The following is a 25,604-nucleotide window of genomic DNA, read 5'->3' as shown; positions in this document are numbered from 1 at the left end:
TATTATCATGTATAGCCTATGAAAGCCTTGACGAGAATCCCATTGACCGCTGCCGCATCCACATCCCGAATTCGCGCCGCCCTATGCGCAGCACCTCTGCTCGTCTTGATGGCCTGCGGGCCAGCGGTGCTGCCCGGCGCATCTGAAATCAACGACCCGACCGAGGCGTCGAATCGGGCGATGCACGACCTGAACGTTGCGGTCGACCGGGCCGTGCTGCGCCCCGTGGCGCTTGGCTATGGTACCGCCGTTCCGGAACCGGTGCGCAACGGGCTTGGCAATTTCTCGTCCAATCTCAACCAGCCGCTCTATGTCGTGAACGACATCCTGCAACTGCGTCTGGACGATGCCCTTCGCAACACGTTCCGCTTCCTGATGAACAGCACCTTCGGCCTCGGCGGCCTGCTGGACCCGGCGTCGGAAGGCGGGCTTTACGCGGATGAAACCGATTTCGGTGAAACCCTGCATGTCTGGGGCGTGTCGGAAGGGGCTTATGTGGTGCTGCCGCTGCTTGGCCCCTCGACCAGCCGCGACACCGCCGGGCTGATCGTCGACAGCGTCATGAACCCCACGCGGCTGGCCTTCGCCCGGCCCGAAAGCGACTACATCACCGGGGCCAATGTGGCGGATGCTCTGAACACCCGCCATGAACTAGGGGATGAAATCGACCGGCTCTATTACGAAAGTGCCGATGGCTATGCGCAGGCGCGGCTGATCTACCTGCAAAACCGCCGCTACGAGTTGCGAGGCAATCAGCCGACGGATTACGCTGACCCGTATGCCGATCCCTATGATGATTCCTATTTTGACCCCTACGAGGATCCATATGCCCAGTAAGTTCAGCCTCACCCGGCGGGCCTTCCTTGGACTGACAGGCGCCAGCGCCGCCGCCCTTGCCCTGCCCGGACGTGCTTGGGCGCTGACCGTCGGAGCCGCTCAGACTCTGGTCGAGCGCTTGGTAAGCGACCTCTACGACGCCATAAATTCCGGCGGCAGCGAAGCGCGCATGTTCAGTGATTTCGCGGGCTTGCTGGACCGCTATGCAGATATGCCGATCATCGCGCAATCGGTTCTGGGCGTCGATTGGCGGCGCGCATCGAACGCGCAGCGCAGCGCATTCGTGGACGCCTTCAGCGGATATATCTCGCGCAAATACGGCAGCCGTTTCCGAGAGTTGATCGGCGGACAGATCGAAGTGACAGGCGCACGTGCGATCCGCAATTTCTTCGAGGTGACATCGGTCGCGCGCCTGCGTGGCGAAGCGCCCTTCGACGTGATCTGGCTGGTCTCGGATGGCTCCGGTCAGGCGCGGGTGTTCAACCTGATCATTCAGGGCATCAACCTGCGCACCACCGAAGCGGAAGAGGTCGGCGCGATGCTGGACCGAAACCGCGGCGACCTTGACGCGATGATCGCCGATTTGCGCAACGCGAGCTGATCGAGAACCGGGGCTGCCGATTGGGCGGCAACCCCGTTCAGGTCGGTCAGTTCCGGTTCGCGCCTAGCAGCCCCAGAACCTCCATCAGGATCTGTTCCGCAATATCCGGTCTGCGGCCCGGCGCTTCCTCGATCGGTTCGGGACGCGCCTCTTCCGCCGGGTCGATCATCGGCAAGGGGCGGGGCGGGATGCCGTCATGAATGGCTTCCATGGTCTGCCGCCAGATCTCGGCCGGCAAGCCACCGCCCGTCACCCCCGACATGGGCGAGTTGTCGTCATACCCCATCCAGACCCCGGCCACATAATCCGCCGTGAAGCCGATGAACCACGCATCGCGTGCCGATGTGGTGGTGCCGGTCTTGCCCGCGACGGGCCGGTCGGGCAGTTGCGCCCGCTGGCCGGTGCCATTGGCGACAACCTGCGCCATCATGTAGGTCAGCTGCCGCGCCGCAAATTCCGAGATCACCCGTTCGCGGATACCGCCGCCCTGCCCCATCATCGGTTCCGTGTCCCCCACCAACCGCAGATCGACGAGGCCATAGGGCGTCACGGCAGAGCCGCCGTTCAGGATACCCGCATAGGCGCCTGTCATCTCTATGAGGGTGCTTTCGGACGCGCCAAGCGCCAAGGCCGGGCCAAGCGCCAGATCGCTTTCGATGCCGAACTCGGCGGCAACCGTGCGCACCAGATCGCGGCCCACCTCCTCTGACAGTCGCACGGCGGGCGTGTTCAGCGAGGCCCGCAGCGCCTCGGTCAGTGTCACCGTGCCATAAAACTCGCCGGTATAGTTGCGGGGGGAATAAGGCCCCGACCCCGGCACGTTGATCGTCAGTGGCGCATCCTCGACCAGATCGTCGAAACGCCAACCCAGATCGAGCGCGGTGGCATAGACAAAGGGTTTGAACGCCGACCCGGTCTGCCGCATCGCCATCGTGGCACGGTTGAACAGGCCGGTGCCCTCCTGCCTGCCACCCACCATGGCACGCACGGCCCCATCCGCCGACATGACGATGATCGCGGCCTCGGCCTCGGACCCTTCGCGCACCTGGTTTTCGAACACATCCACCAGGGCGGCCTCTGCGGCCTCCTGCATGCGCGGGTCAAATGTGGTGCGGATGATCACGTCTTCCGTCGTTTCCCGCAGCAGGAAATCCGGGCCTTGCGTCATCACCCAATCGGCGAAATAGCCGCCCGCACGCGCCTCGGCGGCCTCTGACAGGGTCGCGGGGTTTGCGCGGGCTTCGGCGGCCTCGGCGGCGGTCAGATAGCCCTGTTCCTCCATCAGTCCCAGCACCACGGCCGCCCGGTCCTGCGAACGTTGCAGGCTGGATGTCGGCGCATAGCGCGAGGGGGCGGTCAACAGACCGGCAATAATGGCGCTTTCCTGCGGATTGAGCTCAGCCGCGGAATGCCCGAAATAGCGCTGAGAGGCCGCTTCGACCCCGAAGGCGCCAGCGCCCATATAGGCGCGGTTGAGGTAGATGGTCAGGATTTCCTGCTTGGTATAGCGCAGCTCCATCGCCAGAGAGAACGGCAGTTCCTGGATCTTGCGCCACAGGCTGCCGCGTCGGCAATCGGCCTCGTATTCCGCTTCGGTTTCCCATTCATCGGGGTCGAAGGCCACCCCAAGGCATAACAGCTTGGCCACCTGCTGCGTGATGGTGGACCCGCCATGGCCCTCCAGCGGGCCGCGCCCTTCCCGCAGGTTGATGCGGATGGCCGAGGCGATACCGCGCGGGGAAATCCCCCAGTGGCGGAAAAAGCGCCGGTCTTCGGTTGCCACAATGGCGTTGACCACATGTTCCGACACCGTTTCCGTGTCGATCAGCCCGCCATATTGCTCGCCCCGCCACGCAAAGACATTGCCGTCCCGGTCGAGCATCGTCACCGACCCGCGCGCGCGCCCGTCCACAAGTTCGGTCATTGGCGGCAGGGTGGAGTAGATATAAGCGGTCGCACCCGCGAGGATCAGCACAAGGGCCAGCGTCGCGCGCCAGACGATCCCGAAAACGATCCGCCAGATGAATCGGAAGAAGGCCCCGATGGCGCCCCGTATCCCGCCCCGTCGCCGTTGCTGCGTGCGGCGGCGCGATCTGCCTGATTTTCGACCAGAGCCGCCGGAGCCAGACGACCGTGAAGATTTCGCAGGTGCAGCATTCCTGCGCTCCGCGACAAGCCTGCGGCCCGAACGGGCGTTCCGCCCGCCTCTGTTTCCTGATGCGCTCATGCCTGATCCTGCTCTTTTGATCGCAACATAGGGGATTTCGAGTCGTTTGTGGAGGGTTCTCGCCGCACTGCCGAAATTCCATTGCGCCCAATTATTAACCGTTTGCCCGATTTCATGCAAAAATTTTGCGACCCCCCTCAAATGCGGCCCTCCAACTCCCCTCCCTTCGTTGCTCTTCCCGCCTGCGAGGTCTGCATTGGCAACGTCCGGGTCGCAGAACCCAAAACGACGGAAGGGTAAAACCGTGAAACTCATCATTGCAGCAATCAAGCCGTTCAAGCTGGAGGAGGTCCGCGAAGCTCTGACCTCTATCGGCGTGCGGGGCATGATGGTGACCGAGATCAAGGGCTTCGGCTCTCAGTCCGGGCACACCGAAATCTATCGCGGCGCGGAATATGCCGTGAACTTCGTTCCCAAAGTCAAGCTGGAGATCGTGGTGGCCGATGCCATGGCCGATCAGGTGGTCGAAACCATCCAGACCACAGCCAAGACCGACAAGATCGGTGACGGCAAGATCTTCGTCCTCGACGTCTCTGCTGCCGTGCGCGTCCGCACCGGCGAGACCAATGACGACGCCCTCTAAGCAACTGTCAGAACCAGGGATAAATACCATGCAAGTCAGAAAGTTTCTTCCGGCAGTTGCCCTAGCGGCAGTCCTGCTGCCCACCATGGGCCTCGCCCAAGAGGCCGACGCCGCGCCGACCTTTGACGAGATCGGCCCCTACATCATGACCACCCTGCTGTTCTGCATGGCGGGGTTCCTTGTCTTCTTCATGGCGGCTGGCTTTGCCATGCTGGAAGGCGGGCTCGTGCGGTCCAAGAACGTCACCATGCAGATGACCAAGAACATCGCGCTGTTTTCCATCGCCGCCATCATGTACTGGCTGATGGGCTTCAACCTGATGTACCCCGGGGCCTTTGACGAGGCCACTGGCGCATATCCCGATGGCTGGATCATCGCGGGATATGTCGGCGGCTTCTTCAACACGACGGTGCTTGATCCCGTCGGCGTCGCCGCAGCCGATGCAGCGCTCGACTACGCGTCGGTCGGGTCGGACTTCTTCTTCCAGCTGGTCTTCGTTGCCGCCACCGCCTCGATCGTTTCGGGTGCCCTGGCGGAGCGGATCAAGCTGTGGCCGTTCCTGGCTTTCGTCGTGGTCCTGACCGGTGTCATGTACCCGATCTCCGGCTCCTGGCAGTGGGGCACCGGGTGGCTGGCCCAGGCTGGCTTCTCCGATTTCGCCGGGTCGACCATCGTGCACTCCGTGGGTGGCTGGGCCGCTCTGGCCGGTGCCCTGATCCTCGGGCCGCGCCTTGGCAAATACGGCAAGGATGGCCGCGTGAACCCGATCCCCGGCTCCAACCTGGCGCTTGCCACGCTCGGCACGTTCATCCTGTGGCTCGGCTGGTTCGGCTTCAATGGCGGCTCGCAGCTGGCCATGGGCACCGTCGGCGACATCTCTGACGTCAGCCGCATCTTCGCCAACACCAACATGGCCGCTGCAGCGGGTGCCGTTGCCGCAATGATCCTGACGCAGGTGATGTTCGGCAAGGTCGACCTGACCATGGTGCTGAACGGCGCCCTGGCTGGCCTCGTGTCGATCACCGCAGAGCCTCTCGCCCCCACCCTGTTCGGCGCGCTCTGGATCGGTGCCGTGGGCGGTGTCATCGTGGTCTTCGCGGTGCCCTTCCTCGACAAGCTCAAGATCGACGACGTGGTCGGCGCCATTCCGGTGCACCTCTTCGCCGGGATCTGGGGCACCATCGCCGTGGTCTTCTACAATGAGGGTGCAAGCCTTGCGACGCAGCTGACGGGCATTGCCGCCTATGGCGTGTTCACCTTCGTCGGCAGCGCGGTCATCTGGTACGTTCTGAAAATGACCGTTGGCATCCGTGTCAGCGAAGAGGACGAGATGATGGGCCTCGACATGTCGGAACTGGGGATGGAAGCCTACCCGGAGTTCTCCAAGGGCTGAACCGGTAACATGGCTGGTCCGGGCTCTCCCTGCCTCCCGGACCGGCAGAGCGGAAAGCGGCGTCCCATGCGGGCGCCGCTTTTCTTGTAAGGTCCTATCAGCACACAAAAAACCCCGCCGCGCCTGGGCGTGGCAGGATTGTTTGGAAAACCGGAAAGCGCTTAGATTTCGCCTTCGATCCAGCTTTGCAGGGCGGCTTTCGGGGCTGCGCCGATCTTGTTCGACACGACTTCACCACCCTTGAAGAGAAACAGGGCGGGAATCCCTCTGACACCCAGTTGCATGGGGGAATTCGGGTTCTCGTCTACGTTGATCTTGACGATTTTCACCTTGCCGGCCATCTCTTCCGAGATCTCTTCCAGCGCGGGGCCGATCTGGCGGCAGGGGCCGCACCATTCGGCCCAGAAATCCACCACGACGGGGATATCGGATTGTTTGACTTCAGCGTCAAATGTTGCGTCGGTGACGGCGGTGGTGGCCATATCTAGCCCTCCTGGAGAGAATTTTCACGAGTCAGGGGCGAAACCTATGGGCGGCGATGGACAAGGTCAAGCGACTGAAACACCCAAGCGCAATCATGTGATCGGCGCGGCACATTTCGCACGGGATTGAGGGGGGTGCCCCCCGTACACCCCCTGTACACCCCCTGTACACCGGGCGTGCATATGAAACGCGGTTTCGCCGCGCATCGCACGTCGACCGGGGAGCGGCCCTCCTCAACCCCCGGCTGACGCCGGAGGCCTCGTCGGTCCGCGTTGCCACGGGACATCGGAGAGGACAGTGAGCCGGACCACGCGGATCTCTGGTTGAGAGTGCGGGATGCCTCCGGCGGAGGTATTTTTCGCCAAGATGAAAGGGGCGTTGTGCGGGAGCGATAAGTGCGCTTGGCCTGTGTCACTTCAGATCGTCGCGGGCGCGGATCAGCGCGGGGGTCGTGAGGTCGGCGGGGAGCGGCATGAGCTGCGCGGGGCGGGTCCAGAGGATGGCGGTGTCGATGCGTTTGTCGGGGTAGATGGCGGCGAGCATTTCGGCATAGGCGCCCATCTGGCGGAGGATGCCGTCGGGCGTGTCCTCGGGCCGGTCGGGCGCGGTGGCGTTGGATTTGAAATCGACGGCGAGCACGTGATCCGGGGCGAGGATCAGCCGGTCGATCTGGCCCAGGAGGGTGCGGTTCAGGGTCGGGCTGGGGGCGGTCAGGGTGACCTCGGCCAGCGCGTCGGGGGTGAAGAGGGCCGCGAGGGCCGGGGTGGTGAGGCAGGTTGTGGCCTCCTCGAAAAGCTCCGCGAGGTCGGCGTCGGGGAGGTCCCCCTCCACCGCCAGAATGCCGGGCGCGGCGGCGTACCAGCCCGATTGCGGCAGGTCCGGCAGATGTTCCAGCAGCAGGTGCAGGCGGCGGCCGCGCAGTTTGGCGGCGTCTTCATCGAGGCCCGCGCCATCGCCGGGCAGCGCCTTGGCCCCGCCGAGGTCAGACGGCGACAGGGGTTTCGTGTCGCGTGGGCGGGTGGTGGGCCGGTTGGCGAGCCAGTCGGGCAGCGCAGATGGCACGCGCGCGGGCTGCTTGCCGTGATCCATCGCCGTCCAGTCGCCGGTTTCCAGACGCCAGCCCTGCCCGGTGGGCGTTGCGCAGGGCGTGGCGTTGCAGGCCTGCGCAGCGGCGAGGATATGCGGATACCAGCCTTCGTTTTCGCCCTTGGCGATCTCGCCTGCCGCCGCCACGATCAGCCAGCTTTCGGCGCGGGTCATGGCGACATAGAGCAGGCGGTTACGCTCCTCTACCTCGCGCGCGGTGGCCTCATCGAAGAGGTCGCGCATCATCTCGGGGCTGTCATCCTTGCGACCGGCCCAACAGACCGGTCCGCTTTCGGGCGTGAAAAGCTTGGGCGCGCTGTGGTTGCTTTGCCGGTAGGCGGTGTCGGGCAGGATGACGACGGGGGCCTCCAGCCCCTTGGCGCCATGGACTGACATGACGCGGATCTGGTCGCCGGCGCTGCCGGGATCGCGCTTGATCTGCACGTCATCGGCCTGAAGCCAGCCGGTGAAGCCGGTCAGGCTGGGCACCTCCATCCGTTCATAGGCCAGCGCCTGTGCCAGCATTGCGTCGATGCCGTCCTCGGCCTCGTTCCCCATCCGGGCAAGCAGGTTGCGGCGACCGTGATGGCGGATCAGGATACGTTCCAGCAGGTCATAGGGGCGCAGGAAATCGGCGTGATTGCGCAGATCCTCCAGCATGGAAACGGTGTCGGGGTCCATCTCTCGGCGCTGTTGCAGGGCGCGCCAGAGGAAGGTCTTTCCGCGCCCATGGGCCAGATCGTGCAAGGCCGGTTCCGACCAGCCGCAGAGAGGCGAGCGCAGAACGGCGGCGAGCGACAGGTCATCCTCTGGCGTCGCCAGAAAGGACAGAAGCGCCGTCAGATCCTTGACCGCCAGTTCCGCCGCCAGCCGCATCCGGTCGGCCCCGGCAATGGGCAGACCCTGTTCCTTGATCGCGGCGATGAGTTCATGAAACAGGTCTGACCGGCGCTGAACGAGGATCAGGATATCGCCCGCAGTGACCGGGCGGCGCTGGCCCTCGACGGTGACGGGCGTGGCGGTCTGGATCATGCGCTTGATCTCTGCCGCCACGGCGCGGGCCAGCACCACCGAATGATGGTGATCGGCGCGTTGATCGACGGGATCGTCCCAGTCGGGTTTCTCTTCGCTATCCGCCTTTTCGACCACGGGCCAGATATCGACGCGGCCCGGCAGGTCCTGCTTGAAGGCGATATGTTCGACGTCCTGCCCGACACCGGCGCTGGCCGCCCCTTTGAAGACCTCGTCCACAAGGCGCAGGATCGGCGGGGCGGAGCGGAAGGAATGGGCCAGCACGCGGGACTGAAACAGCGCCTCGGCATCGTGCAGGCGCGCGGCGAAATGCTCTCGCATCCGGTCGAACCCGTCGGGGTCGGCGCCCTGGAAGGAATAGATCGACTGTTTCTTGTCGCCGACGACGAAGATCGTCCGGTCCACATCGGCCCGCGCCCCGGACCCGGCGGCGAATTCCTCGGCCAGTTGGGCGACGATATCCCATTGCGCGGGCGAGGTATCCTGCGCCTCGTCCACAAGAATGTGGTCGATGCCGCCGTCGAGGCGGAAGAGCACCCATTGCGCAACGCTGCTATCGGCCAGCAAGCGTCGGGTGGCGAGGATCAGGTCGTCGAAATCGAGCCAGCCAAGCGCAGATTTGGCGGCGTCATAGGCGGGCAGGAAGCCTTGGGCGAAACGGTGCAGCGCGCGGGTTTTTTCGGCGGCGAGGAGAGCGCGGCGGATCGGGCGGGCCTCTGCAAGGCGCAGCATCAGCGCCTCAAGCGGCTCATGGATCGCGGACATCTGCGCCCAGATGGGTTTCGTGGGGAAGTTGCCGATCTTGGGGCTGTCGGGGGTCTTGGTTCTGGAGCCGGTCAGGAAGACATCTTCCAGCGTTGCGATATCGGACAGCCCCGGCGCGTCCCAGTTGACGGCCCCGAGCCGCCGGTGATTGGCGCCCTGATTGCGGTTGTCGGGGTCGAGGTTCTGGCGAACGATCTGACACATGTCACGCTCGTCGCCGTGGAAGACATGGGCGATCAGGTCGGTGGCGGAATAGCCCGTGGGCAGGTCGAACCAGGCCATGATATCGGCATCCGGCCAGTCGTTCTCGAACGCCAGCCGCTTGCCCAGAAGCGCCCGGATCAGCGGCATCGGGTCGTCGCCCGAGACATGGGCAGCCAGCGCATCGACCGCGCCCTGCCCGTCGCCCTCGGCCAGCCCGTCCAGCACATCGGCACAGAGCATCGCCTGCGCGCGTTCGTCCATTTCGGTGAAGTTCGGGGCGACCCCGGCCTCCAGCGGGAAGCGGCGCAGGACGGCGGAACAGAAGGAGTGGATGGTCTGGATTTTCAACCCGCCGGGTGTCTCGATCGCGCGGGCGAAGAGCGTGCGGGCATGGGACAGAAGCGCAGGGGTCAGGGTGCCCGCGTCCATGCCAAGCTTCAACAGGTCGTCTCGCAAATCCGCATCGGGCTTCATTGCCCATTCGCCAAGCCGCTTGAACAGGCGGTTCTGCATCTCGGACGCGGCGGCCTTGGTATAGGTGAGGCAGAGGATGCGTTCGGGCGGAACATCTTGTAGAAGAAGTCGCGCAACGCGGTCGGTCAACACCCGCGTCTTGCCGCTGCCTGCATTGGCCGACAGCCAGGTGGAGGCAGACGGATCGGCGGCTGTGATCTGGGCCGTAGTCGCCTCATCGAACTGGATGCTCATTGCCCCACCTTCACGGTTACGGCAGCCATGGTTTCATCCCATTCCCCGAACCGAGCAAGGTGATCATAGTCGCCCTCGAACAGCACCTTTTCCATCGCGCGGCGGGAAGTGAAGCCGTTGCTTTCATTCAGATAATGGTCGAGAAGCTTGCCAAAGCCTTCGGTGATTTCGGCGACCTCTGCCGGCGTCACGGGGTGGTCGCGCACATCCCCCCCGGACCCGAGCGCCACATAGGCGATGAGCGCGGTGTCCATCAGCTCTCCGAACGCGCCTTTCGCAGCCATCGCGGCCTCCAGCCAGAGCTGTTTGTTGAACGCCTTTTCCTGATCCTTCGAGGGCGCGCTGCCGGTCTTGTAATCATATATAAGAATGCGCCCGTCCGGGGCCTTGTCGATCCGGTCGGCGGTGCCGGTCAGGGTGAAACCGGGCGCGCCAAGCTCTGCCTTGCCTTCAGCCTCCAGCCGCCACGGGGTGCCCAGGGCGCGGCGCTCCCGCTCGGTTGCAATGAACCACGGGGCGATCTTCTCGATCCGTGCGCGCCAGAGGCGGCGGGCGGCGGGCCAGGGGGCGGCATCCTCCAGCACCTCGTCGGCAATCTGCAACAGCAGCGCCTCGGGCTGGTCGGGCAGGCCGTCCCATGTGGCCTCGATGAAATCGTGCAGCACGTCATGCAAGATGGTGCCGCGCAGGGGCGCATCGGGGGATTGGCGCAGCGGGTCGAGCGGCCGCAGGTCCAGAACCTTGCGGGCATAGACCCAGTAAGGATCACGGATCAGCTTTTCGACCTGCGTGACCGACAGGCCATCGGGGCGTTGTTCGGCGGGCGGCGCGGGCGCGGGCCGGGTGGCAGGTGCAACGCGGGCGGCGGGGTCGTCCAGCCTGTCGGCCAATTTCAGCCAGTCGCGGCCCCGCGCGGTCATCGCCTCCAGCGCCGCCGCGCTTTCCGCGCTTGCCCCCTTCATCAGGTTCACGATCCGATTGAGCCAACGCGATGGCACGGTTTCGGTTTCCGCATCGCGTTTCGCACGGCAAAGCCAGACCTCGGCCCCCGTCACCGATTGCTGGAAGTCATGGGCCGAGAGACCGATCACCCGGTCGGGCAGCCGCAGCCCCGCCTTGGCCCGCATCCAGCGATTGAGCCACGGATCGGCGCCGGGGGCCGACGGCCAGGAACCTTCGTTCAGCCCCGCCAGAATGACCAGATCGGCGCCCTGAACCCGCGCCTCCAGCGTGCCCCAGATCATGATGTCGGGATGCGGGGCCAGCGGGTCGCGTGCCTCTTCCTCGCGCAGCACCGCACCGACGAAATCGCGGTATTCAGCGGCGGTCATGGTGCCGCCCGCGTCGGCCTCCCGCTCCAGTGCCTGCATCTGGGCAAGGGCCTTTTCGCCCTCGTCCTTCTGCCAGAGCGCCCCTGCGTCCTCCGCCCCCGGTCCAGCGGCCAGAAGCTGAGCCGCCGCCAGATGCCGCGCGACATGATCGGCCAGCGGTTGCGGCCCCGGCGCGTGCAGGCTCAGCGCCGCATCGGCGACCCAGGCGGCCCAGTCCATCGCGCCGGGATCAGTGTCGCGCTTCGCCGCCCAGTCCACCAGATCGGCGCGGGTCGGGAAGGGCAGCTTGCCGCGCAGCCTTTGCAGTTCCAGATCACGGGTGCGGCGCAGGTGATCACCCCGGTCGTCGCGGCCCGAATGGGTCAGGGGGTGCTTCAGCAGAACCAGCAGATCCTCTGCCGTCATCCGCTCGGCCAGACCGCCCGCCACATGCAGCAGCAGCCGCCCCGGCGCGGTCTGCGACAGGGGTTCGCCGGCGGAATCATCCGGCTCGATCCGCCAACGGTCCAGCGCCGCGGTAACCTGCCGGGTCAGCGCCCGGTCGGGGCTGATCAGCGCGGCGCGCTTGCCCTCGTCGATGGCGCGGCGCAGGCGCAGGGCGATGACGGCGGCCTCCAGCTGCGGGCTGGCGGCCTCGATTAGGGTGAGGGATTGCGCGGCCTGCGAGACCTCTGTCAGCTTCGGTCCCTCCTCCAACCACTGATCGGTGACCGGTGCGGGACGCATGGCCAGCGAAATCAACCGGTTGCGGGCGGGATTCGCGGGGGCATCATGGCCCCAGACCTGCACGTCGCAGGGGTGCATCCCCACCCGTGCGGCGAAGCTGGCGAAGCGGAACTGAGGGTGATCCTCGCCACCGCTGAGGCTGTCGCCCATCTGATCGGTCAACCGGTCCCAGACCGCACGCGGCTGGTCGAAATCGAAACCCGGCAGGATCACCGCGCCCTGCGGCAGCCCGGCGACCAGTTCCATGAACCGCGCCGTTGGCCCGCGCGACCCGGTGGAGCCTGCAACGATGATCGGGTGATCGGGCGGCGCCACGGACCACAGCGACACCAGCCGGTCCACGACGGCGGCCTGCCGCGCCTCGACCGACATGTGATCCTCGCTGCCCGCGAAATAGGGCGCGACGATGCCGAGAAACTTTTGCGAGCGCTGCCAATGGGCGGAATGGTTGCCGACGTCGAGCCCCGCGACCGTGTCCGGCGTGACCATCTCCTCCTGCATTTCGCCCATGAGATCGGCGAGGCTGTCGGACAGGCCATAGAGTGAGGACCGGGGCGCAAGATCGGGTTCGCGGTCGAGCAGCGCCGAGACGGTCTGCGATAGCTGCAACCGCAACCGCAAGGGAGAGATCGCGGGCGGCAGGCCGGTCATGTCGGGGCGGCGAGCGAGGTCCGTCACCAGCTTGATCCGCGGCAGGAAGCCCGCGCCCTTTTCCGCATAGATCGCCCGCAGGCGGCGTTGCGTGCGGGCGGTGTTGACGTAGATCTCCACCCGCGCCAGCGCATCGGGCGGCTGGTCTTTCAGGCGCGCGGCGATGCCCTCGACCAGCGCGGCGGTGAAATCGACGCCCAGGGGCGTGGCGAAGACGCGGGGGGTGGGGGTGGCTTCAAACATCGGTCACCATTTCCTCGGCCAGCGCGATCCCGTCCGGGTGGCCCACATCGGCCCAATACCCCTTATAGGGCGTGCCGAACATCCGGCCCTGCGCCATCGCCGCACGCCAGACGTCATGCAGCGAAAATGGCCCCTCGGGATAGCCGTCCAGAAGCCCCGCTTTCAGAATCTGCGCGCCGGTATAGACCTCGCCCGCCTTGTCCCAGCCAAGCCGCCCGTCCGCATCGCGCGCGAAATCCCCGCCCCCCTGCCGCCCCACGGCGCGCGATTGCGGGACCATCAGGGCCAGTACGTCCATCCGCTCCGGGTCCCATGCGGCGGCCAGCGTGGCCAGAGCATTGGGGCCGGACCAGACCGCATCGGCGTTGAGTGTGAAAATCGTGTCAGCCGCCAACAGCGGCAGGGCGTGGCGGATGCCGCCGGCACTGTCGAGAATGACCGGCTGTTCCTCGGAAAACGCCACATCCGCCATGCCGCGCAGATGGGCGCGCATCTGGTCGGCGTGGTGGTGGCCGTTCACAACGATCCGCCCCACACCCGCACCGCGCGCCTGCCCTAGCGCGTGGTCGATCAGGGGCCGCCCCGCGACCGGGATCAGCGGTTTTGGCCGGGTCTGCGTCAGTGGGCCCATCCTTGTGCCGAACCCGGCGGCAAGGATCATGCAGGCGGGTGGGGTCATGGCCTAAGCCCCGGCAAAAGCGGCCCCATCGCCCCGGCAAGATCCGTCAGCGCCGGGTGCTCCAGCGCGTCGGTGACATGGGCAAAAACGCGCGGCAGGTGGATCAGGTACACCGGTTTGCCCCGGTTCCGCGCCAGACGGCGGAAGACGCCAAGAATGCGCAGGTTTCTCTGGAAGCTGAGCAGCGCGCTTTGCTCGGCAAAACCGTCTTCGTCGATTGCCAGCGCGTTTATGTACCGGGCAGTCATGGCAGCGGCGATATCGGCAGGAATTTCGCGGCGGGCATCCTTGATGAAGGACACGAGATCATAGCCCGGCGGGGCAAGCACCGCGTCCTGGAAATCGAGCAGGCCAACGCGGGTCAGCCCGAGCCTGTCGGGCAGCCAGAGCAGATTCTCCGCATGAACGTCGCGCAGGGTGGGCACCAGCGGCGCAGTGAAGACGCGGGCGAATTGCGCCTGCATTTCCGTCAGCGCCGCGTCCGCATCGGTGCCATCCGGCAGCGCGATCCGGGTCATCTCGGCCATCACATGCGGGGTCAGGGCGGGCAGGCTCCACCCCTCTGGATGGCGGGCCAGATGGATCAGCACATCCGCAGCGGCAAGGCCCGCCTCCATCAGATCCGGCCCCAGGGTGGCAAAGCTTCGGTCGCCAAAATCTTCCAGCAACATCAGGCCCCTGTCCTTGTCGGACCCGATGATCAGCGGCGTGGACAGCGCCATGGCCCGCAGCTTGGCAGCAATGCTGAGGAACGCGTCAAAGGCGGCACGGTCCTCTGGGGGGGCCAGCATCAGCACCGCGCGCGCATCGCCCAGGGTCAGGCGTTCATAGCGCCGGGCCGATGCATCACCCGCCAGCGGCACGCGCGTCGCGTTGCCCCAGCCATTGGCGTCGAGAAACTCCTGTACGGGGGCACTCATGCGGGCACCACCAGGCTGAGCCGGTCGGCCCAAAGATCGGGGCGGGCGGAGGAGATCGTCAGCGCCCGCGCATCGTCTTGCCCCGGCACCATCCGCAGCGACAGCCAAAGGGCGCGGTCGGGCATTTCATCGCCCAACCGGTCGGGCCATTCCACAAGGCAGATGGCCGTGTCAAAGGCATCGGTCAGGCCCAGTTCATCGACCTCTTGCGGATCGCTCAGGCGATACAGGTCGGCATGCCAGATCTCTTGGCCCGCGGCCTCATAGGTCTGGACAAGCGTGAAGGTGGGCGACGGCACGTCCTCCACCCGGCCCTCGGCCGCTTGCAGGTGCTGGATCAGCGATCGGGCAAAATGGGTCTTCCCGGCCCCGAGATCACCATCGAGACAAAGGATATCTCCCGGAGCAAGCCGGTCCGCCAGATGCTGAGCCAGCCGCGACGTGGCCTCTGGCGAGGTCAGGGTTGTTCCGGCGATTATGGGGCGGACTTGGTTCGACATGATGCGAGTTTATCAAGGCCCCGCCGGGCCGCAACCGCGCCCGCGCGCTCAGCCCGAGGAAATCAGCACCGTCTCTGTTTCGGCCTCCGGGTCCGGGCCGGGCAACGGCAACGGCGCGGCGCCTGTCTGGAAGGCCACAAGGCTCGCCCCGCCTTTCAACGGGGCCAACCGGCAGACAAGGCATCCGCCATCCTTCAGCACCACCCGTTCGGTCCAGGCGCTGCGGTCGGCATAACCGCCGACGAAGTCGCGAATCTCGCCCCATAGGGGCGTGGGCGCGCAGGCCGCCTGCCAATGGCCCGTTGCCTCCGACACTGTTGCGGGTTCACCCTGCCATAGCGCCCCATAGGCACGGTTTCCCATGACAAAGCGGCCATCGCGGGAAAACACCGCCATCGCCTCGGCATTGTCGTCGAGAACCGATTGATAGAGGTCCAGATCGCCGCGAAACTTGCGGGTCAGGGTCATTTCCTGGCTGATATCCTCGAAAAGGAAGGCCACCGCCCCGTCCGCATGGGGCCGCCCGATGACCCGGAAGGTCTGGCCGTTGGGCAGGTTCCACATCTCCTGGTAGGTGCCATCGCGCGCGGCCTGTTCCAATTCTCCCAGCCCGGCGCGCCAGGCCTGGTAATTCTTCGGCTCCGGCATCCGCTGCTTTTCGCGCAGCTTGTCGAGGAAGGCGAACAGATCGGGCCGGGCCGACAGCCAGTCCACGGGCAGCGTCGACAGCGACACGAGCGCCGGGTTGAACAGCACCAGCTGCCGCTGCTTGTCGAAAATCGCCAGCCCGATGGGCAGATGGGCAAAGGTGCGCGACAGGGTCTGCACGAAGTCGCGCAGCGCGATTTCAGCGGCCACGACCCGGTCGATGGGCTGCGCCGAAAAGAGCTGACCATTGCGATAGCCGCGGCATGTCAGGTCGAACCAGAGCAGATCGTCCGCGTCCAGCGACATCCGCCGGGTCTGGCCTTCGGTCAAAGGATCGTCCGGGTCGAACAGGTTGCGAATCGGCCAGACCAGCCCCCCATCGCTGCCTTCGACCCGCTGAAGCATGTCGAAATACGCTTTGTTGGCCCAGATGATCTGTCCCGCCGAATCCTGTTGCCATAGCAGCATCTGTCCGGCGTCCAGACCGTGGCGCAGCAGGTCCAGCTCCGACTCCAGCGCGTCCAGCCCGGCCTGGTCGATCATCTTGCGGTCCTGCCCCGGCTCCAGCGAGGCGACGGTGATCAGGCATCGCCCCTCGGAAACGCGGCCACTGATCGACAGCTCATCCCCGCCGATCCGGCCAATCAGCACGAACCCGTCACCCCGGTCGCGCAGCGCCTCCATCTTCGCGGCCACATCGGGGTTCAGCGCCGACAGGCTTTCGCGCAGTTCCGCCCAGGCACCCACCCGGTCGCTCGGGTCGGTCAACATCGCGTCGGTATCGTCGAGATCCGACAGCAGATAGCCATCGCGGAAGGCATAGCTTCGGGGCAGATCCAGCCCGCGCAGCATGACGTGGCGAAATCCGCCCCCGCCGCGAGTCAGCGACATGCCCAGCACGGCGGAAAATCCACCCGCGGCCAGGCTTATCCCCACCAGAAACAGAATCGTCGTCGGATCGGTCAATGTCATTTCGCCCCCAACACCGCATGGCCTGTGGATAACAACAGATGAATGGTTAAGACGGGGTTAAGCCTGAATCGGACGGTTCTCGCCCAGCGGCGCGTGGGCCACGCCCTCGGCCAGCTGGATCGCCGCGGCGGGCCAGGTCACCTCGACCATCGCGCCGCGCCTCTCGCCGCTTTCCTCGGCCAGCAGGAACGGATCGGTGGCGTTGCGGAAAGCGACACGGGCACCGGACCGCTCCAGCAGCGTCTTGGCGATGAACAGCCCCAGACCCATGCCCTCGTATCCCGGCCGCTGTTGCTCATCGCGCGGCGATTTGCGCCGCCTCAGAAACGGGTCGCCCAGCCGCCCGATCAGATCCGGGGGGAAGCCCGCCCCGTCATCGGTCAGCCGCAGATAGATGTTCTGCCCGTCCCACAACCCATCGACCCAGACATCGTCATTGGCGAAATCCACTGCGTTCTGCACAAGATTGCGGATGCCATGGATGATCTCGGGGCGACGATAGATCGCCGGTTGAGCCTCATCGGCTCCGGGCATCGGGGCGAACTCGAAATGTACCTCGACACCGCGATCCACATGCGGTTCCGCCGCTTCACGCACCACGGCCCCGAACGGGGCGGAGTGCATGTGCAGGTCATCCTTCCCGGCGCGTCCCATGTCGCGCATGATATCGCGGCAACGGTCGGCCTGTTCGCGGATCAGGCGGGCATCCGCGGCCAGATCGGGGTTGTCCTCCAGCTCCTCCGCCAGTTCGGTGGACACCAGCTTGATCGTGGCCAGAGGCGTGCCCAACTCATGCGCGGCGGCGGCCACCACGCCCCCCAGATCGGTCAGCTTCTGTTCGCGCGCCAGCGCTTCCTGCGTGGCCAGCAGCGCCTGGCTCATGGAGTGGATCTCCAACGTCACGCGGCGGGCATAGCCCGACAGGAAGACGATGCCGATGACGATGGCTGCCCAGAACCCGGCCAGGAACAAGGCGGGCAGTTCGATCACCTCGCCCGCACGGGTTGTCAGCGGCACATGGTAGAACGCCACAAGCGTGATCAGCACGATGGCCGCCAGCCCCAGGATCACCGTCGACCGCATGGTCAGGGCCGTGGCCGAGATCGTCACCGGAGCGAGGATCAGCAGCGCGAAGGGATTGTTCAGCCCGCCAGTCAGAAACAGCAGGAAAGACAACTGCGTCAAATCGAACAGCAGCGTCAGCATCGCGTCCCAATCCGCCAGCCGCTGGTTCGGCGGAAACACCGTCATCGCGATCATGTTGGACAGGACCGACGTTCCGATGGCCAGGAAACACAGGCCCAGTTCCACCCTGAGGCCCAGAAACAGGCTGGCCACCACAACCGTCGCGGTCTGGCCCAGCACCGCCAGCCAGCGCAGCACCAGCAACGTCCGCAGACGCACCCAGCCGCTGCGCAGGTCGCGCGTCAACAAGGTGCGGGTCGGGTCGGTCGTCTGGGCCATGCGGGGCATCCTGTTCCGGCGGGGGCGTTCTGTCACAGTTGCGCAGACGTGAATTGATAGACAGGTCGTTTTCAACGATCAACGCTGCACAGCATTCGAGGACCTTGCCATGAACCGCATCTATGCCGCCAGCGCCCTTGCCCTGACCGCCGCCCTTCTGGGCGGTATTGGCCTGTCCATCCTCTGGGGTCGCGCCAATCAGGACGAGGATATCTTCGCCCAATGCCGCGCCACGCGGGTGGCGGGCGGCCCCGGCGATATCGGCGGCCCGTTCGAACTGGTGTCCGAAACCGGCGACACCGTGACCGATGCCGATATCATCACCGCTCCGACACTGATCTATTTCGGCTACACCTTCTGCCCCGATGTCTGCCCGCTGGACAATGCCCGCAACGCCATCGCGGTGGAGATCCTGGAAGAACAGGGCCGCATGGTGACGCCGGTCTTCATCTCGATCGACCCGGAACGCGACACGCCCGAGATCCTCGCCGATTTCACCGACAACATGCACCCGCGCATGATCGGGCTGACCGGCTCGCTGGACCAGACCTCCGCCGCGTCCGAGGCGTATCGAACCTACTTCAATCACCAGGAACCGGGCGAAGACGGCTATTACCTCGTCGATCACTCGACCTTCACCTATCTGGTCTTCCCGGAACATGGGTTCGTGGAGTTCTTCCGCCGCGACGACACGCCCGAGGAAATGGCCACGCGCGTCTCCTGCTTCATGGACGCCGCGTCCTGACCCGATCTGTTTGACCATTGCGCAGATTTCCTCATATATGAAAGAAACTTGCGAAGAGGATTGCTTGAATGGCCACGGAACGCTCGTTGCGCGATATCGGACCGGATAAATCCCTGCTGCTCGTCGATGATGACGAACCGTTCCTGAGGCGCCTGCAACGGGCCATGGAAAAGCGTGGCTTCGAGGTCGAGGCCGCCGATTCCGTCGCCGGCGGCAAGGCCATCGCAACGGCGCGCCCGCCCGCCTATGCCGTGGTCGATCTGCGGCTCGAGGATGGCAACGGGCTCGACGTCGTGGAACTGCTGCGCGAAAAGCGCCCCGATGCCCGTATCGTCGTGCTGACCGGCTATGGTGCGATTGCCACCGCGGTGGCTGCCGTCAAGATCGGCGCCACCGACTATCTGTCGAAACCCGCCGACGCCAATGACATCACCGCCGCCCTCTTGGCCGAGGAAGACGACATGCCGCCGCCGCCGGAAAACCCGATGAGCGCGGATCGCGTCCGGTGGGAACATATCCAGCGCGTCTATGAACTCTGCGACCGCAATGTCAGCGAAACCGCCCGGCGGCTGAACATGCACCGCCGCACGCTGCAACGCATCCTCGCCAAGCGCAGCCCGCGCTAAGACCATGCGTTTCGCCCTCCTGCTGGTGGCCGCCCTCGCGGCCTGCACCCCGCTGCCCCTGCCGACCGCTGCGCCAGACGGCAACGGCGTCACCCCCGATTCCGATGGCCTGCAACCGGGCGGCACCGACCTGCGCATTGATTTCGGCCGCGCGCAGGAAGGCGTGATCGACACTGTCTCGCGCCTTCTGGGCACTGATCCGCTGGACATCACCACAAGCCCCGATTGCGGCGACGTGACCGCCGCCTATTGGCGCAACGGCCTGACACTGAACTTCGTCGAGGGTGACTTCCGGGGCTGGGTTCTGACCGAACCGGGCCTGACGGCGGCTGGCGGGCTGAGCGTGGGCGACACCCCACCGCCGGTCACAATGGCCACCACCACCCTTGGGCGCGAATTCGAGATCGACGGGGTCTGGGCCCTGGTCGAGGAAACGGGCCCCGAGATCACAACCGTCTGGTCCGGAAGAACCTGCTTCTTCCGCTAGGCTGCCCTGTGCAGCCATGTCAGAAACACCCGCGCCTGCGGGCTGATCGTGGCCGGGTTGTGGACGCTGTAATAGGCGATCTCCGATTCCGGTTCCTCCAGCAGCGCCACCAATCGCCCGTCATCCAGATCGCGCTGCACCACCGCCAGCGGCTGACGGGTGATCCCCGCCCCTGACCGGACAGCGGCCAGAACCAGACCGTTGGCCTCCAGCCGGGTGATCTGCATCCTCTCAGGCTCCGCGCCCAGCGCCCGCAGCCAGGTGAACATCTCCATATCCGTGGGTTCCGGCAGCCAGGCGAAGTCCGCCAGCGCGTGGATCGCGTCAGGCGAGGTGGCGGAATATTCCACCGGCAGCCGCGCCGCCACATCAGGATGCGCCACCACGATCCGGTGCGCGCGGGTCAGCAGTCGCGCCTCCAGCCCCGGCCATCTGCCCTGCCCATAGCGGATCGCCAGATCGAATCCGTCGCGGCGCAGGTCCACCACCGCATTGTCGGGCGCGATGGTCACCGGCAAATCGGGATGCGCCTTCCAAAACCCGGCCAGCCGGGGGGCCAGCCAGTTCTCCGCGAAATTGAGCGTGGTCGTCACCGCAATGGGCCGATCCGCCCGCGCCTTCGACAAGTCCCGCACCCCCGCCGCGATGATCCCGAACCCCTCGCCCAGATCCTGCGCAAGCCTGCGGCCCGCCGCCGTGGTCGCCATCTTGCGGCCTGCCCGCTCCATCAGCGCCTGCCCGAACTGATCCTCCAGCGCCCGCACATGCTGCGCAATCGCGGCATGGGTCACGTTCAGCTCTCGCGCGGCGGCGGAGAAGCTGTTCAGCCGGGCAGCCGCTTCAAACGCCCGCAAAGCGGACAGCGAGGGGATATCGCGCCAATCCATATCTGTAATCTCCACTTACATATGGAAGATATTGCTGATTCGAACCCGCATCGCAAGCCCGCTATATCTGGACCATCAGAAAACAGGAGCTTTCCCGATGATCTCTCTCCTCTCCCGCACCATGAAAACCGCAACGCGCCTTGATACTTGGGATGTTCCCGACCATTGGCGTGTCCAGCATGAAGACTATCGCACCCGCCGCCACCGCGCGGATGCCGAACGGGCACGGATGCGCCGATCCCTGAAGGAGACCGGGCTTCGCTAGATCGGTTTAAAGTTCAGCCATCAAATCAGCGTGCCGAGCGGTGAAATCCGCCCGCACCTCTGCCGGGGGGCGCAGATGCAGATGCAGCCCCTCGGTCAGGGCCGGGGTGGGGCGGCCAAAGAACCGGTCCGCCTCGGGCTCGGAAAACCCGGCCAGTTGCACCGCTTCCAGCCAGGCCGAGACCTTGTCGGCCCGCTTGATCCTCGCCTTCACCGTCTTGGGGATCGCCGCAGGCAGCCCGAACCGCAGATGGATCGCCGCCGCCAGACGGTCATCCAGCGCGCCATAACCCGGCCCAACGGCGGCCTTCACCGGGCTGATCATGTCCCCGATCACATATTCCGGTGCGTCATGCAGCAGCGCCGCCAGCCGCCATTTCACCGGGGCCTTGGGGTCGATCCGGGCAAAGATCTGCTCCACCAGCAGCGAATGTTCCGCAACCGAATAGGCGTAATCCCCGCGCGTCTGCCCATTCCAGCGCGCGACAAAGGCCAGCCCATGGGCGATATCCTCGATCTCGATATCCACCGGCGTCGGGTCCAGCAGGTCCAGCCTGCGACCCGACAGCATCCTTTGCCATGCTCGTGCGGTTGATTTTGCCATCTCTCTTCGCCCCATCGCGCCCCTTTGGCCCGGACCCTCTAGAAACCAAGACACAGCCCGAAATTCAACGCCTGCCTGCCCCGGTGGGCCAACATTTTCCCGCCCGGATGGAACCGGTTTCAGATTCCCCTTGGTGAAAAGGCCCTTCGGCGCGTAGGCTCTTGGCGTTAACCTATTTTGGAGGACCGATTATGAGCAAAGAAGACACCCCCGAGAACGCCCCCGCCCGCAAGGACCAGAGCGCCAAGGGCCCCGCGGCCCAGCAGGGCAGCATGTCCGACAAGGGCGGCAGCGCGTCGGGCTCGTCCCAGAGCGGCGTGGCCCCCAAGGGCGGCAGCAAGTAGCAGCCGACCACTCAGATTGCAAAAGACGGGGCTGCACGGCCGTGCGGCCCCGTTTTCATGACCCCCTCGCCCATTGTCCCCGGATGCCCCTCCTGCTATGTCGCGCCAAACCCGTTTGATGCCCATTCAGGAGCCCCGGAATGACCGACTATATCGTCAAGGATATCGCGCTGGCCGATTTTGGCCGCAAGGAACTCGACATCGCCGAAACCGAGATGCCCGGCCTGATGGCCCTGCGCGAGGAATATGGCGACAGCAAACCGCTGAAAGGCGCGCGCATCGCGGGCAGCCTCCACATGACGATCCAGACCGCCGTGCTGATCGAAACCCTCGTGCATCTCGGCGCCGAGGTCCGTTGGGCCAGCTGCAACATCTTCTCCACCCAGGACCACGCCGCCGCCGCCATCGCCGCCGCGGGCATCCCGGTCTTCGCCATCAAGGGCGAAACGCTGGAGGAATACTGGGACTACGCCGACCGCATCTTCATGTTCGAAGAGGGCGGCTGCAACATGATCCTCGATGACGGTGGCGACGCCACGCTCTACATCCTGCTCGGCGCCCGCGTCGAGGAAGGGGAAACCGACCTGATCGAGATGCCCACCTCGGAAGAAGAGGTCGCCCTCTTCGCCCAGATCAAGAAGCGTCTCGCCGCCTCGCCCGGCTGGTTCACCAAGCAGCGCCACATGATCCAGGGCGTGACCGAGGAAACCACCACCGGCGTGCATCGCCTGTATCAGATGATGGAGAAAGGCCACCTGCCCTTCCCCGCCATCAACGTGAACGACTCGGTCACCAAGTCCAAGTTCGACAACAAGTATGGCTGCAAGGAATCGCTCGTCGACGGCATCCGCCGCGCCACCGACACCATGATGGCCGGCAAGGTCGCCGTGGTCTGCGGCTACGGCGATGTAGGCAAAGGCTCTGCCGCTAGCTTGCGCGGTGCCGGCGCCCGCGTGAAGGTGACGGAAGTGGACCCGATCTGCGCGCTTCAGGCCGCCATGGACGGGTTCGAAGTCACCACGCTGGAAGACGAGGTCGCCTCCGCCGACATCTTCATCACCACCACCGGCAACAAGGACGTGATCCGCATCGAGCATATGCGCGAGATGAAGGACATGGCCATCGTCGGCAATATCGGCCATTTCGACAACGAAATTCAGGTCGCGGCGCTGAAGAACCACAAATGGACCAACATCAAGGACCAGGTGGACATGATCGAGATGCCCTCGGGCAGCCGCCTGATCCTGCTGTCGGAAGGTCGCCTGCTGAACCTCGGCAACGCCACCGGCCACCCCTCCTTCGTGATGTCGGCAAGCTTCACCAACCAGACGCTCGCCCAGATCGAGCTCTGGACCAAGGGCGACCAGTATGAAAACAAGGTCTACGTCCTGCCCAAGCAGCTGGACGAAAAAGTCGCCCGCCTGCACCTCGCCAAGATCGGCGCCAAGCTGTCGGTTCTGGCGAAAGAGCAGGCCGACTATATCGGCGTATCGCAGGACGGCCCGTTCAAGCCGGAACATTACCGTTACTGAGGGCGGATTACTCTACGGATTTGGAGCACCGGCCAGCGCGAGTTGGCCGGTGTTTTTGTTGTGTTGTTGGGGGGAGTGCAGACCTTCGCCGTGGACGCGAAACTGCCGTCCACGCCCATTCGTAGCGGACATCTGTTTGCCTGATGACAGACAAGGGGACGAACTCAACCACGAGTGCAATGATGCTCTCACGAGTTCATCACGAATCCTTATCGAGGGCACCGCCATGAAGGGCAAGTATCTCACCCTCAAGATCAGGCTCCATTTCCATTCCGGTCATGCACTTATTAAGCCATCCAGTGTCGCGGATGCGTGCGATTGCTGCGCCGTAGGCTTTTCGCGCGGTATCCCCGTAGGCGCCTTCGGCGATATCCCACGCTTCGTCAGGGATCGGTCCCCAACGTGAGATCATCATCGACAAATCGAGAATGTCGCGGTTGAGAACCGCTTTGTCTGCCCAGCGATCGGCATTCGCGAGCAGTTTCTCTGCATACATGTAATCCCGCGTCAAAACAGGGACGCCGAAGCGGTCATCCATTTCACCGGCAAGCTGGATTCGTGCCTCGCGGACGATCTCAAACTTGATTGCTACATCCGCCGCGCCGATCAGAGTGCGGATGCCGTATTGATCAGTTCTAACATCGCGCAATGTTTGTAGTTCCGCGCCTGGGAGCAGGAGGCCGGTGAGGTCAGACTTGCCCCAAAGAGCTTGGCGAATCTTGCGGTATCCCTCCTTAGAGGCGCAGAGGAAGTCGATGTCCACGCTTTCACGATACTCACCAAGGTTTAAAACAATCGCCGTGCCACCGCCGAAATAGCATTCGGCATCGAGGAGCAAATCTCCATTGAGGCATCTGAGAATGCCAAGGATATCGTTATGATGTTTGCGCTTGAACAAGGCCGCACCCTGCGGCTCAGTATTCAAGCGGCCAGAAAGTGCCCGTTGCCGCACTCAGCAACAAGGCGATCCAGAAGCTTCTGTTCGCGTGGTGTGATCGCATCTTGATCGACAAAACGCCAGTTGCGCTCATAGAGAGCGAGCGCAGTTTCGCCGTCCACAACTGCATCGTCGGGACGGTTCCAGCATAGCTGGCGTAGCTGCGGGTATGTGTTCACTCTGACGTTCATAGCATCCTCGGGTATCGCATGATCACCCACACCAGTTAAATATAGGTAACTTTGCGGGAGTTGCAAAGATTCTCCGAGTGTAAGGTCAACGACGAGCACCTAAGCCGATGCTCAACACTAAGGCAGGCCAATGAAAAACTCGCGCCGAGTAACACGGGCGACTCTATACATACAGGATTGCATAACATAATTCCACACGCGCACAGCCGACTTAGCTCCGAAGGTAGCGGTACATGTTGCGACGAATAGCGGCTTCGACAAGCCGCGCTGCAGCATCCTGAGCTGCGGTCGAACGTCCGCACAGGGTTGTTTCCCCCTCAAAAAGCCACGCCCTCGCCGACCCGCGGGGTGGGGAACGACCCCTGAGCGGCGCGCTTTATCTCTCCGCCACGAACACCCCAATTGCTGCGCGGAACCTAACCAATCGTCGCCCCGGGGGCGGGTCGGCGATCGCGCGGCGGCTTCGCCTTGAGTCCGCGCGGGGGCATGACCAACCGCCCCCTCACTCCTCCCCCCGTCGCGTCTTGAGCCACGCATCGCCTTCCTCCATCATCTGGTCCGTCCAGCCCCATTTCGGTCGCTTGCGCGGCCCGCTCTTCTCCTGTTCCTTGAACTGGTCGATGGTCTCATCCCCGTGCAGCAGCCCCATCAGCCGCGCCCGCATGAAGGCCTTCAGCACGTCATTCATCCGGGGGCCATAGTCGGGCCCCATGGAACGGAAGAATTTCAGCACGTCCTCATCCACCCGGATCGTCACCCGCTTCTTCGCGGGGCTGGGTGAGGTCGCGATCCGCACCCAGTCATGCGGCACGCGGTGGTGGATCATGATCCGGTTGTGCAGGTCGTAGTCGATGCGCGCCATCGCGTCGATCAGGTAGTGGTGATGTTCCCGCTGCTTCGCGGTCAGCGGTTTGCCATCCAGGTTCATGGCCGG

24 protein-coding genes are annotated in these 25,604 nt (G+C 64.8%); 10 read left to right on the top strand and 14 right to left on the bottom strand.

All coding sequences use genetic code 11. The features are described from left to right. The first annotated feature begins 18 nt into the window (after positions 1 to 18). Positions 19 to 837 (top strand): VacJ family lipoprotein, encoded by an 819-nt coding sequence (locus RBB16_RS02855; protein ID WP_371931207.1) that lies wholly within the window; start codon positions 19 to 21, stop codon positions 835 to 837. Further along, entirely contained in the window at positions 827 to 1,438 is a 612-nt protein-coding gene (locus RBB16_RS02850; RefSeq protein WP_306044701.1) for an ABC transporter substrate-binding protein, read from the top strand. The genes RBB16_RS02855 and RBB16_RS02850 overlap by 11 nt, the downstream gene beginning before the upstream one ends. Before the next feature lie 46 nt (positions 1,439 to 1,484). On the opposite strand, the gene RBB16_RS02845 is transcribed toward RBB16_RS02850, so the two are convergent. After that, positions 1,485 to 3,665 carry a PBP1A family penicillin-binding protein gene (locus tag RBB16_RS02845; RefSeq protein WP_306044700.1) on the bottom strand — a complete coding sequence of 727 codons (2,181 nt, stop codon included), beginning with the start codon at positions 3,663 to 3,665 and terminating at the stop codon, positions 1,485 to 1,487. A 244-nt stretch (positions 3,666 to 3,909) separates the two neighbouring features. Here RBB16_RS02845 and RBB16_RS02840 point away from each other — a divergent pair, with 244 nt between their 5' ends. Both RBB16_RS02840 and RBB16_RS02835 read left to right on the top strand, forming a co-directional pair. Continuing rightward, complete coding sequence (locus tag RBB16_RS02840; RefSeq protein WP_071689442.1) at positions 3,910 to 4,248, top strand: P-II family nitrogen regulator; 339 nt, start codon at positions 3,910 to 3,912, stop codon at positions 4,246 to 4,248. A gap of 28 nt (positions 4,249 to 4,276) precedes the next feature. Beyond that, entirely contained in the window at positions 4,277 to 5,641 is a 1,365-nt protein-coding gene (locus RBB16_RS02835) for an ammonium transporter (RefSeq protein ID WP_306044699.1), read from the top strand. Positions 5,642 to 5,802: 161 nt separating this feature from the next. On the opposite strand, the gene trxA is transcribed toward RBB16_RS02835, so the two are convergent. The 8 genes from trxA to regB form a co-directional block, all read right to left on the bottom strand. Then, complete coding sequence (trxA, locus tag RBB16_RS02830) at positions 5,803 to 6,123, bottom strand: thioredoxin (RefSeq protein ID WP_071689443.1); 321 nt, start codon at positions 6,121 to 6,123, stop codon at positions 5,803 to 5,805. Between the two features lie 412 nt (positions 6,124 to 6,535). After that, the gene (gene addA / locus RBB16_RS02825; RefSeq protein WP_306044698.1) at positions 6,536 to 9,919 is read right to left on the bottom strand and encodes a double-strand break repair helicase AddA; all 3,384 of its coding nucleotides are present in this window, start codon (positions 9,917 to 9,919) and stop codon (positions 6,536 to 6,538) included. Further along, positions 9,916 to 12,870 (bottom strand): double-strand break repair protein AddB, encoded by a 2,955-nt coding sequence (gene addB / locus RBB16_RS02820; RefSeq protein ID WP_306044697.1) that lies wholly within the window; start codon positions 12,868 to 12,870, stop codon positions 9,916 to 9,918. Before addB ends, addA begins: the two co-directional genes overlap by 4 nt. Then, entirely contained in the window at positions 12,863 to 13,549 is a 687-nt protein-coding gene (locus RBB16_RS02815; RefSeq protein ID WP_306044696.1) for a nucleotidyltransferase family protein, read from the bottom strand. The genes addB and RBB16_RS02815 overlap by 8 nt, the downstream gene beginning before the upstream one ends. Then, complete coding sequence (locus RBB16_RS02810) at positions 13,546 to 14,469, bottom strand: aminoglycoside phosphotransferase family protein (protein ID WP_306044695.1); 924 nt, start codon at positions 14,467 to 14,469, stop codon at positions 13,546 to 13,548. The genes RBB16_RS02815 and RBB16_RS02810 overlap by 4 nt, the downstream gene beginning before the upstream one ends. Continuing rightward, on the bottom strand, positions 14,466 to 14,969 hold the full coding sequence (tsaE, locus tag RBB16_RS02805; protein WP_306044694.1) for a tRNA (adenosine(37)-N6)-threonylcarbamoyltransferase complex ATPase subunit type 1 TsaE: 504 nt from the start codon (positions 14,967 to 14,969) through the stop codon (positions 14,466 to 14,468). Before tsaE ends, RBB16_RS02810 begins: the two co-directional genes overlap by 4 nt. Before the next feature lie 48 nt (positions 14,970 to 15,017). Next, on the bottom strand, positions 15,018 to 16,589 hold the full coding sequence (locus tag RBB16_RS02800) for a PAS-domain containing protein (RefSeq protein WP_306044693.1): 1,572 nt from the start codon (positions 16,587 to 16,589) through the stop codon (positions 15,018 to 15,020). A 57-nt stretch (positions 16,590 to 16,646) separates the two neighbouring features. Next, on the bottom strand, positions 16,647 to 18,062 hold the full coding sequence (gene regB, locus RBB16_RS02795; RefSeq protein ID WP_371931206.1) for a sensor histidine kinase RegB: 1,416 nt from the start codon (positions 18,060 to 18,062) through the stop codon (positions 16,647 to 16,649). 100 nt (positions 18,063 to 18,162) lie between these two features. Between regB and RBB16_RS02790 the strand changes: the two genes are divergently transcribed. From RBB16_RS02790 to RBB16_RS02780, 3 genes are all read left to right on the top strand, one after another. After that, positions 18,163 to 18,798 (top strand): SCO family protein, encoded by a 636-nt coding sequence (locus RBB16_RS02790; protein ID WP_306044691.1) that lies wholly within the window; start codon positions 18,163 to 18,165, stop codon positions 18,796 to 18,798. A 68-nt stretch (positions 18,799 to 18,866) separates the two neighbouring features. Further along, entirely contained in the window at positions 18,867 to 19,424 is a 558-nt protein-coding gene (locus RBB16_RS02785; protein ID WP_071689451.1) for an ActR/PrrA/RegA family redox response regulator transcription factor, read from the top strand. A 4-nt stretch (positions 19,425 to 19,428) separates the two neighbouring features. Then, on the top strand, positions 19,429 to 19,911 hold the full coding sequence (locus tag RBB16_RS02780) for a hypothetical protein (protein WP_306044690.1): 483 nt from the start codon (positions 19,429 to 19,431) through the stop codon (positions 19,909 to 19,911). Here the strand turns inward: RBB16_RS02780 and RBB16_RS02775 are convergent. Continuing rightward, positions 19,908 to 20,798, bottom strand: a complete 891-nt coding sequence (locus RBB16_RS02775; protein WP_306044689.1) for a LysR family transcriptional regulator — start codon at positions 20,796 to 20,798, stop codon at positions 19,908 to 19,910. The genes RBB16_RS02780 and RBB16_RS02775 overlap by 4 nt on opposite strands. 97 nt (positions 20,799 to 20,895) lie before the next feature. Between RBB16_RS02775 and RBB16_RS02770 the strand changes: the two genes are divergently transcribed. After that, positions 20,896 to 21,063, top strand: a complete 168-nt coding sequence (locus tag RBB16_RS02770) for a hypothetical protein (protein WP_306044688.1) — start codon at positions 20,896 to 20,898, stop codon at positions 21,061 to 21,063. A gap of 6 nt (positions 21,064 to 21,069) precedes the next feature. Here RBB16_RS02770 and RBB16_RS02765 read toward each other — a convergent pair whose 3' ends face one another. After that, positions 21,070 to 21,666 carry an HD family hydrolase gene (locus tag RBB16_RS02765; RefSeq protein ID WP_306044687.1) on the bottom strand — a complete coding sequence of 199 codons (597 nt, stop codon included), beginning with the start codon at positions 21,664 to 21,666 and terminating at the stop codon, positions 21,070 to 21,072. Between the two features lie 191 nt (positions 21,667 to 21,857). Between RBB16_RS02765 and RBB16_RS02760 the strand changes: the two genes are divergently transcribed. Beyond that, entirely contained in the window at positions 21,858 to 22,010 is a 153-nt protein-coding gene (locus RBB16_RS02760) for a hypothetical protein (RefSeq protein ID WP_306044686.1), read from the top strand. A 140-nt stretch (positions 22,011 to 22,150) separates the two neighbouring features. Further along, on the top strand, positions 22,151 to 23,542 hold the full coding sequence (gene ahcY, locus RBB16_RS02755) for an adenosylhomocysteinase (protein ID WP_306044685.1): 1,392 nt from the start codon (positions 22,151 to 22,153) through the stop codon (positions 23,540 to 23,542). A 199-nt stretch (positions 23,543 to 23,741) separates the two neighbouring features. Here the strand turns inward: ahcY and RBB16_RS02750 are convergent, their stop codons facing one another. The 3 genes from RBB16_RS02750 to RBB16_RS02740 all read right to left on the bottom strand — a co-directional run bounded on the left by RBB16_RS02750 (position 23,742) and on the right by RBB16_RS02740 (position 25,598). Continuing rightward, entirely contained in the window at positions 23,742 to 24,440 is a 699-nt protein-coding gene (locus tag RBB16_RS02750; RefSeq protein ID WP_306044684.1) for a nucleotidyl transferase AbiEii/AbiGii toxin family protein, read from the bottom strand. 23 nt (positions 24,441 to 24,463) lie between these two features. Continuing rightward, entirely contained in the window at positions 24,464 to 24,658 is a 195-nt protein-coding gene (locus tag RBB16_RS02745) for a hypothetical protein (protein ID WP_083431342.1), read from the bottom strand. Positions 24,659 to 25,172: 514 nt separating this feature from the next. After that, positions 25,173 to 25,598, bottom strand: a complete 426-nt coding sequence (locus tag RBB16_RS02740; protein WP_306044683.1) for a BrnA antitoxin family protein — start codon at positions 25,596 to 25,598, stop codon at positions 25,173 to 25,175. Between the last annotated feature and the right edge of the window lie 6 nt (positions 25,599 to 25,604).

The sequence above is a fragment of the Nioella sp. MMSF_3534 genome (genome assembly GCF_030732985.1).
In the GTDB taxonomy this organism is placed as follows: domain Bacteria; phylum Pseudomonadota; class Alphaproteobacteria; order Rhodobacterales; family Rhodobacteraceae; genus Nioella.
Note: the sequence above shows the minus strand (reverse complement) of the source record. Positions and strands in the feature narration are given on the sequence as shown.

Bases quoted from the DNA above. Each gene is read 5' to 3' on its own strand.
- trxA (WP_071689443.1), bottom strand. From the start codon at position 6,123: ATGGCCACCACCGCCGTCACCGACGCAACATTTGACGCTGAAGTCAAA.
- addB (WP_306044697.1), bottom strand. From the start codon at position 12,870: ATGTTTGAAGCCACCCCCACCCCCCGCGTCTTCGCCACGCCCCTGGGC.
- RBB16_RS02765 (WP_306044687.1), bottom strand. From the start codon at position 21,666: ATGGCAAAATCAACCGCACGAGCATGGCAAAGGATGCTGTCGGGTCGC.
- RBB16_RS02810 (WP_306044695.1), bottom strand. From the start codon at position 14,469: ATGAGTGCCCCCGTACAGGAGTTTCTCGACGCCAATGGCTGGGGCAAC.
- addA (WP_306044698.1), bottom strand. From the start codon at position 9,919: ATGAGCATCCAGTTCGATGAGGCGACTACGGCCCAGATCACAGCCGCC.
- RBB16_RS02835 (WP_306044699.1), top strand. From the start codon at position 4,277: ATGCAAGTCAGAAAGTTTCTTCCGGCAGTTGCCCTAGCGGCAGTCCTG.
- regB (WP_371931206.1), bottom strand. From the start codon at position 18,062: ATGCCCCGCATGGCCCAGACGACCGACCCGACCCGCACCTTGTTGACG.
- RBB16_RS02760 (WP_306044686.1), top strand. From the start codon at position 21,858: ATGAGCAAAGAAGACACCCCCGAGAACGCCCCCGCCCGCAAGGACCAG.
- RBB16_RS02785 (WP_071689451.1), top strand. From the start codon at position 18,867: ATGGCCACGGAACGCTCGTTGCGCGATATCGGACCGGATAAATCCCTG.
- RBB16_RS02790 (WP_306044691.1), top strand. From the start codon at position 18,163: ATGAACCGCATCTATGCCGCCAGCGCCCTTGCCCTGACCGCCGCCCTT.
- RBB16_RS02855 (WP_371931207.1), top strand. From the start codon at position 19: ATGAAAGCCTTGACGAGAATCCCATTGACCGCTGCCGCATCCACATCC.
- RBB16_RS02800 (WP_306044693.1), bottom strand. From the start codon at position 16,589: ATGACATTGACCGATCCGACGACGATTCTGTTTCTGGTGGGGATAAGC.
- ahcY (WP_306044685.1), top strand. From the start codon at position 22,151: ATGACCGACTATATCGTCAAGGATATCGCGCTGGCCGATTTTGGCCGC.
- RBB16_RS02780 (WP_306044690.1), top strand. From the start codon at position 19,429: ATGCGTTTCGCCCTCCTGCTGGTGGCCGCCCTCGCGGCCTGCACCCCG.
- tsaE (WP_306044694.1), bottom strand. From the start codon at position 14,969: ATGTCGAACCAAGTCCGCCCCATAATCGCCGGAACAACCCTGACCTCG.
- RBB16_RS02775 (WP_306044689.1), bottom strand. From the start codon at position 20,798: ATGGATTGGCGCGATATCCCCTCGCTGTCCGCTTTGCGGGCGTTTGAA.
- RBB16_RS02740 (WP_306044683.1), bottom strand. From the start codon at position 25,598: ATGAACCTGGATGGCAAACCGCTGACCGCGAAGCAGCGGGAACATCAC.
- RBB16_RS02850 (WP_306044701.1), top strand. From the start codon at position 827: ATGCCCAGTAAGTTCAGCCTCACCCGGCGGGCCTTCCTTGGACTGACA.
- RBB16_RS02770 (WP_306044688.1), top strand. From the start codon at position 20,896: ATGATCTCTCTCCTCTCCCGCACCATGAAAACCGCAACGCGCCTTGAT.
- RBB16_RS02815 (WP_306044696.1), bottom strand. From the start codon at position 13,549: ATGACCCCACCCGCCTGCATGATCCTTGCCGCCGGGTTCGGCACAAGG.
- RBB16_RS02845 (WP_306044700.1), bottom strand. From the start codon at position 3,665: ATGAGCGCATCAGGAAACAGAGGCGGGCGGAACGCCCGTTCGGGCCGC.